The organism is Veillonella sp. (assembly GCF_019414865.1).
Taxonomy (GTDB): domain Bacteria; phylum Bacillota; class Negativicutes; order Veillonellales; family Veillonellaceae; genus Veillonella.
Genome location: NZ_DXLG01000100.1, coordinates 1 through 5,940, shown reverse-complemented (window position 1 = coordinate 5,940; position 5,940 = coordinate 1). Strand labels below are relative to the sequence as shown.

The window sequence follows — 5,940 nt, the reverse complement described above, 5'->3', positions numbered from 1 at the left end:
CTATTGGGTTGGCGTGAGTTTGTTTTACTAGGTAAAGCTAAACATGTGCGTATGTCCATTTTATGGGGCTATATTAGTATTTTATTATTGATGATTGCCTTTGCATGTCATCAGTATATTCTAGCAATAGCTATATTAGTATTGAGTTTATCAGCCAATTATATGTTATGTACATTTGGTGAAAATAAATACTCTTTAGCTAGTGTTTCATTTAGTGTATTTGGCTTATTATATGTTGGTATTGGCATGATTTCTTTGCTCATGATTCGTCATGACTCTATATACATGTCTCTATCAATGCCATTTGAATTATATAATTGGGGAACAATTACTCTTTGGCTAGTATTATTTACAACATGGGCTAGTGATACTTTTGCTTATTTTGCTGGTCGTGCCTTTGGTAAACGTAAAATTGTTCCATCTATTAGTCCTAATAAAACACTAGAAGGTTTTATTGGTGGCTTTATCGGCTGTATTATTACAGGCGCTGTATTTTCGTATATCGTAGGCATTCCATGGTGGATGGGCATTCATGTTGGTATGATTAGCGGTATACTTGCACCATTAGGTGATTTATTTGAATCAAAGATTAAACGATTATGTAATGTGAAAGATTCTGGTACTTTACTACCAGGTCATGGTGGTGTATTGGATCGTTTTGATAGTTTATTATTTGCGGCTCCTATTACATTGATATACATATTACTCTTTTCGTACTAATCTAATAGAGGTAAGCTTATGAAATACCTAAGTATTATTGGCAGTACTGGCTCAATCGGTACACAGACACTAGATGTAGTGTCCCAACATCCAGATCAATTCAAGGTGGTTGCCTTAGTGGCACATCATAATATTGACCTCTTAGAACAACAAATTAAAGAATATCAGCCATTAGTAGCTGGATTAGTTGATGAAAATGCTTTTAAAGAGCTACAAGGCCGCTATACAGGTCATACAAAACTTGTAGGTGGCAAGGAAGCGCTCATTGCGGCAGCAACAATTCAAGAAGCTACTATGGTTGTAACTGCTATTGTAGGTGCTGCTGGTATTGAACCTACTGTGGAGGCCATCAAAAAAGGTAAGACCATTGGTCTTGCTAATAAAGAAACATTAGTGGCCGGTGGCCCATTGATTACATCCTTAGCGAATGAGTATGGCGTACAAATTTTACCTATTGATAGTGAGCACAGTGCTATTTTCCAATGCTTAGAAGGACAAGCTCGCGATAATGTTGATTCTTTAATCGTTACAGCTTCTGGTGGTCCTTTACGGACTTGGGATTCCAACAAGATTCAAACTGCCACAGCTGCAGATTGCTTGCGACATCCAACTTGGAATATGGGCAATAAGATTACTATCGACTCTGCATCTCTATTTAACAAGGGCTTAGAGGTAATCGAAGCTCATTGGCTTTTTGGTTTTGATTTTGATCATATTGATGTTGTGGTACATCCTCAAAGTATCGTTCATTCTATGATACGCATGAAAGATGGGGCTATATTAGCTCAAATGGGGAATCCAGATATGCGCGAGCCTATTCAATATGCTTTGACATATCCAAAACGTGAAGTTTTAAGTATGAATCATCTTGATTTTACTAAAGCCTTACAATTAGAGTTTTTACCACCACGATATGATGATTTCCCGGCTCTTCGTCTTGCTTATGAAGTGGGCCGATCAAGCGGTTTTAAACCAGCCGTATTTAATGCTGCAAACGAAACAGCAGTTTATGCATTTTTAGATGATAAAATCGCCTTTGGTGATATTTACAAAGTCGTTACATCAGTTCTAGAATCTATGGGACCTGAAGATGACTTTACGTTAGACAATTTATTAGCTATCGATAGATGGGCTCGTGAAAAGGCTACATCATTGATGGTATAGGAGTATATATGACAACGGCATTAGCCACAATATTTGTATTTGGTTTAATCGTGTTTATTCATGAGTTAGGCCATTTTATTACAGCAAAAATGTCGGGCATGCAAGTAGATGAATTCGCCATAGGTTTTGGACCGGCCATATTTAAAGTTCAAAAAGGGGAAACCTTATATTCTATTCGTATCATTCCTCTTGGTGGTTTTAATCGTATTGCTGGCATGAGTCCTGACGAGCCGTTAAATGAACGGTCATTTTATACTAAACCTGCATGGAAGAAATTTATTGTTATTTCTGCAGGGGCAGTATTCAATTTTTTATTGGCCATTGTTTTATTCTTTGGCCTCAATGCAACAGTAGGTAATCTTACCTATACAAATGATCCTGTTATTGGTAATATCATCCCTGGTAGTGCCGCTGAACAAGCTCATTTACAATCAAATGATAGAATTCTTACTATTGATGGTAAAAAGATTTCAACGTGGGATGAAATCCGTCCTAGCTTACAAGGTACTGCCAACCATGGTGTTACCGTTGTGGTAGATCGAGATGGAGAAACTGTAGAAACTACAGTGATTCCAAAAATGGAACAAGATAGTCCTAAAATTGGTATTTATCCTAGTTTTACACGAGAAAGTTATAGCATAGGCGAGTCTTTCAGTCTAGCTGTTACTCGTACAGGTCAAACAATTGTTGCAATGCTAAGTGGCTTATATGATATGATTCGCGGTACACAAGCTGCAGAATTATCCGGTCCAGTAGGTATTTCACAAATGGCTGGCACTATTGCACAATCTGGTTTTGCACCACTTTTGAGCTTTGCTGCATTCTTAAGTATTAACTTAGGGGTTATCAATCTTTTACCATTACCTGTATTAGATGGTGGTCATTTAATTATTATTTTGGCTGAAGCAATTACAGGTCGTAAATTACCTGCTAAGGCACTAATGTATATTCAAATGGTTGGTGTTGCTTTAATGGTAGCATTATTCTTATATGTAACGACTCAGGATATATTCCGATTACTATAAGATAGATGGGAGATTACAATGATTGTACGTAAACCAACAAATGGTATCTATGTAGGTACAGTTAAAATTGGTGATTATGCACCGGTAAGCATTCAATCTATGATTACTACAGATCCGGTTCATACGGAAAAGGCTATAGCTGAAATAAATCGTTTAGCTGAGGCTGGTTGTGAACTAGTACGTGTTGCAGTTCCTACTATGGCTTCTGCTAAAGCTTTAAAAGCAGTTCGTGCTGGTATTGATATTCCTTTAATTGCTGATATTCATTTCGACTATAAATTAGCGTTAGAAGCTATCGAGAATAATGTTGATGGATTGCGTATTAATCCAGGAAACATCGGCGGTGAGGATAAGGTATTGGCAGTTATTGAAAAAGCTAAACCTAAACAAATTCCGATTCGTATTGGCGTTAATGCAGGGTCTTTACCAAAGCATATCCTCGATGCACATGGAGGTCATCCTACAGCTGATGGCATGGTGGAAACTGCATTAGAACATGTCCGAATTCTCGAAAAGCTCGACTACCGTCAAATGAAATTATCTATTAAAGCAACGGAAGTTCCTTTAATGGTAGAAGCCTATCGTAAGTTATCCGATAAGATTCCTTATCCATTGCATTTAGGTGTTACTGAAGCTGGTACGATAAAACAAGGTACTATTAAGTCTGCTATGGGCATTGGTGCTTTATTATTAGACGGTATCGGTGATACTTTACGTGTATCCTTAACAGGTGATCCCATACATGAAATTGAAGTAGGTCGAAGTATTTTGAGTAATTTAGGATTACGAAACTTTGGAGCTACAATGATTTCCTGTCCTACTTGCGGTCGATGCCAAGTGAACTTATTTGATATGGCAGGGATTGTAGAGGAACGTTTAGCATCCATTAAAGCACCTATTAAAGTAGCTGTTATGGGTTGTGTCGTAAATGGGCCTGGTGAGGCTCGTGAGGCTGATTTCGGCATTGCTGGTGGTAATGGACAAGGTATTGTCTTCCGTAAAGGGGAAGTTATCAAGACTGTGCCAGAAGCTGAATTAGTAGATACATTATTTAGAGAAATTGATCAATATTTAGAAAACTTAGATGAGGAGTCTTTATGTTAGCCACTAAATTATATGCACCTACATTGCGTGAAGTTCCATCTGACGCTGATGTAGTTAGCCAACAGCTTATGCTTCGCGCTGGTTTTATGCGCAAAACTGCAAATGGTTTATATAGCTTTTTACCATTAGGTTGGAGAAGTATCAAAAAAATCGAAGCTATTGTACGTGAAGAAATGGATCGTGCTAGTGCTCAAGAAATCATGATGCCTATTTTACAACCTGCTGAAATTTGGAAAGAATCTGGCCGTTGGAATGCATATGGCGCTGAAATGATGCGTATTAATGATCGTCATGATAATGAATTCTGTTTAGGACCAACTCATGAAGAGATGATTACTACACTTGTTAAAAATGAGATCAATTCATATCGTCAATTACCAGTAAATTTATATCAAATTCAAAGTAAATTCCGTGATGAACGTCGTCCGCGTTATGGTTTAATGCGCAGTCGCGAATTCATTATGAAAGATGCATACTCTTTTGATGTGGATGAAGCTGGTTTAGATGAATCTTATAAATCTATGTATGATGCATATACACGTATTTTCACGCGTTGTGGTCTTACATTCCGTCCGGTAGAAGCTGACAGCGGTGCTATCGGGGGTAGTGGCACACATGAGTTTATGGCAATCGCAGAAGCTGGTGAAGCTGATATTGTGTATTGCACAAAATGTGACTATGCTGCCAATATTGAAATTGGTAAACCTGGTATTATGAAACAGGAAGAAGAAGCACTTCAAGAGTTATCTGTTGTGGACACTCCAAATGCAAGTACTATTGAAGCTGTTGCAGAAATGCTTAATTTACCATTACATAAAACGATTAAAGCTGTAGTATTTTCTATTGATGGTAAAGTTGTGTTAGCTATTGTTCGCGGTGACCATGAAGTAAATGAAGTAGCAGTGCAACATGCTGTACTTGGTTCCGTAGAGCCTGAAATGGCTACACCAGAAGAATTGGAAAAAGTAGGTTTAACAGCTGGCTTTATTAGTCCTGTTGGGTTAAAACAAACAGAAGAGTTTGCTATTGTTGTGGATGAATCTGTTATGGAAACGTACAATGTTTGTGGTGGTGCAAACAAGAAAGATGCTCACTATATTAACATTAACCCTAAACGTGACTTTAATGTAGAAGATATTATTGTTGCACCAATTCGTTTAATAACAGATGACGATGTTTGTCCAACTTGTGGTGGTACATTAGAACATGCTAAAGGTATTGAAGTAGGTCAAGTATTTAAATTGGGTACAAAATACTCTGAAGCTTTACAAGCTACATTCTTAGATCAAAATGGTCGCCCTAATCCAATGATTATGGGGTGCTATGGTATTGGTGTATCTCGTACATTAGCTGCAGCTATTGAGCAGTACCACGATGAAAATGGTATCATTTGGCCACGTGCTATTGCTCCATTTGAAGCCGTTATTGTACCTATTAATGCAAAAGATGAAGCTTTGATGTCTACAAGTCAAACAATTTATACTGCATTACAAGATGCAGGTGTAGATGTGTTACTTGATGATCGTAAGGATCGAGCTGGTGTAAAATTCAAAGATGCTGATTTAATTGGCTATCCACTTCGAATTACAGTAAGTAAAAATACACTTGAAAATAATGAAGTAGAAATTCAAATCCGTAAGTCTGGTGAAGCGATTACATGTGCAATCGATTCTGTAGCGACTAAGGTTACTGAATTACTTCAAGATTTATAATTAAATTGCGATTCTAGTGAATACTCATTAGGGTCGCAATTTTTCTATCTCATCTTGAATAAATTAGCTAAATCAGTCATAATTAAAAGATAGGATAATTGTAATGGGAGGTGCTCTATGCTTGTTGATTTTCACATGCATTCTATCTATTCTGATGGAGTTAAAAGTCCAGAAGAATTATTACGTCATGCTTTAGATTGTAATCTATCTATGAT

The 5,940-nt window shown here is 37.3% G+C and carries 5 protein-coding genes; all 5 read left to right on the top strand.

Annotation, left to right across the window (positions count from 1 at the left end):
- Nucleotides 1-720, top strand: a 720-nt coding sequence (locus QZ334_RS06475) for a phosphatidate cytidylyltransferase (protein ID WP_295232946.1), incomplete at its 5' end; no start/stop codon positions are given.
- Nucleotides 721-738: 18 nt separating this feature from the next.
- Entirely contained in the window at nucleotides 739-1,884 is a 1,146-nt protein-coding gene (locus QZ334_RS06470; RefSeq protein WP_295232943.1) for a 1-deoxy-D-xylulose-5-phosphate reductoisomerase, read from the top strand.
- Between the two features lie 8 nt (nucleotides 1,885-1,892).
- The gene (gene rseP / locus QZ334_RS06465; RefSeq protein WP_005386721.1) at nucleotides 1,893-2,909 is read left to right on the top strand and encodes an RIP metalloprotease RseP; all 1,017 of its coding nucleotides are present in this window, start codon (nucleotides 1,893-1,895) and stop codon (nucleotides 2,907-2,909) included.
- A gap of 18 nt (nucleotides 2,910-2,927) precedes the next feature.
- The gene (gene ispG / locus QZ334_RS06460) at nucleotides 2,928-4,013 is read left to right on the top strand and encodes a flavodoxin-dependent (E)-4-hydroxy-3-methylbut-2-enyl-diphosphate synthase (RefSeq protein WP_119206407.1); all 1,086 of its coding nucleotides are present in this window, start codon (nucleotides 2,928-2,930) and stop codon (nucleotides 4,011-4,013) included.
- On the top strand, nucleotides 4,007-5,725 hold the full coding sequence (locus tag QZ334_RS06455) for a proline--tRNA ligase (RefSeq protein WP_295232938.1): 1,719 nt from the start codon (nucleotides 4,007-4,009) through the stop codon (nucleotides 5,723-5,725). Before ispG ends, QZ334_RS06455 begins: the two co-directional genes overlap by 7 nt.
- Nucleotides 5,726-5,940 lie beyond the last annotated feature (215 nt).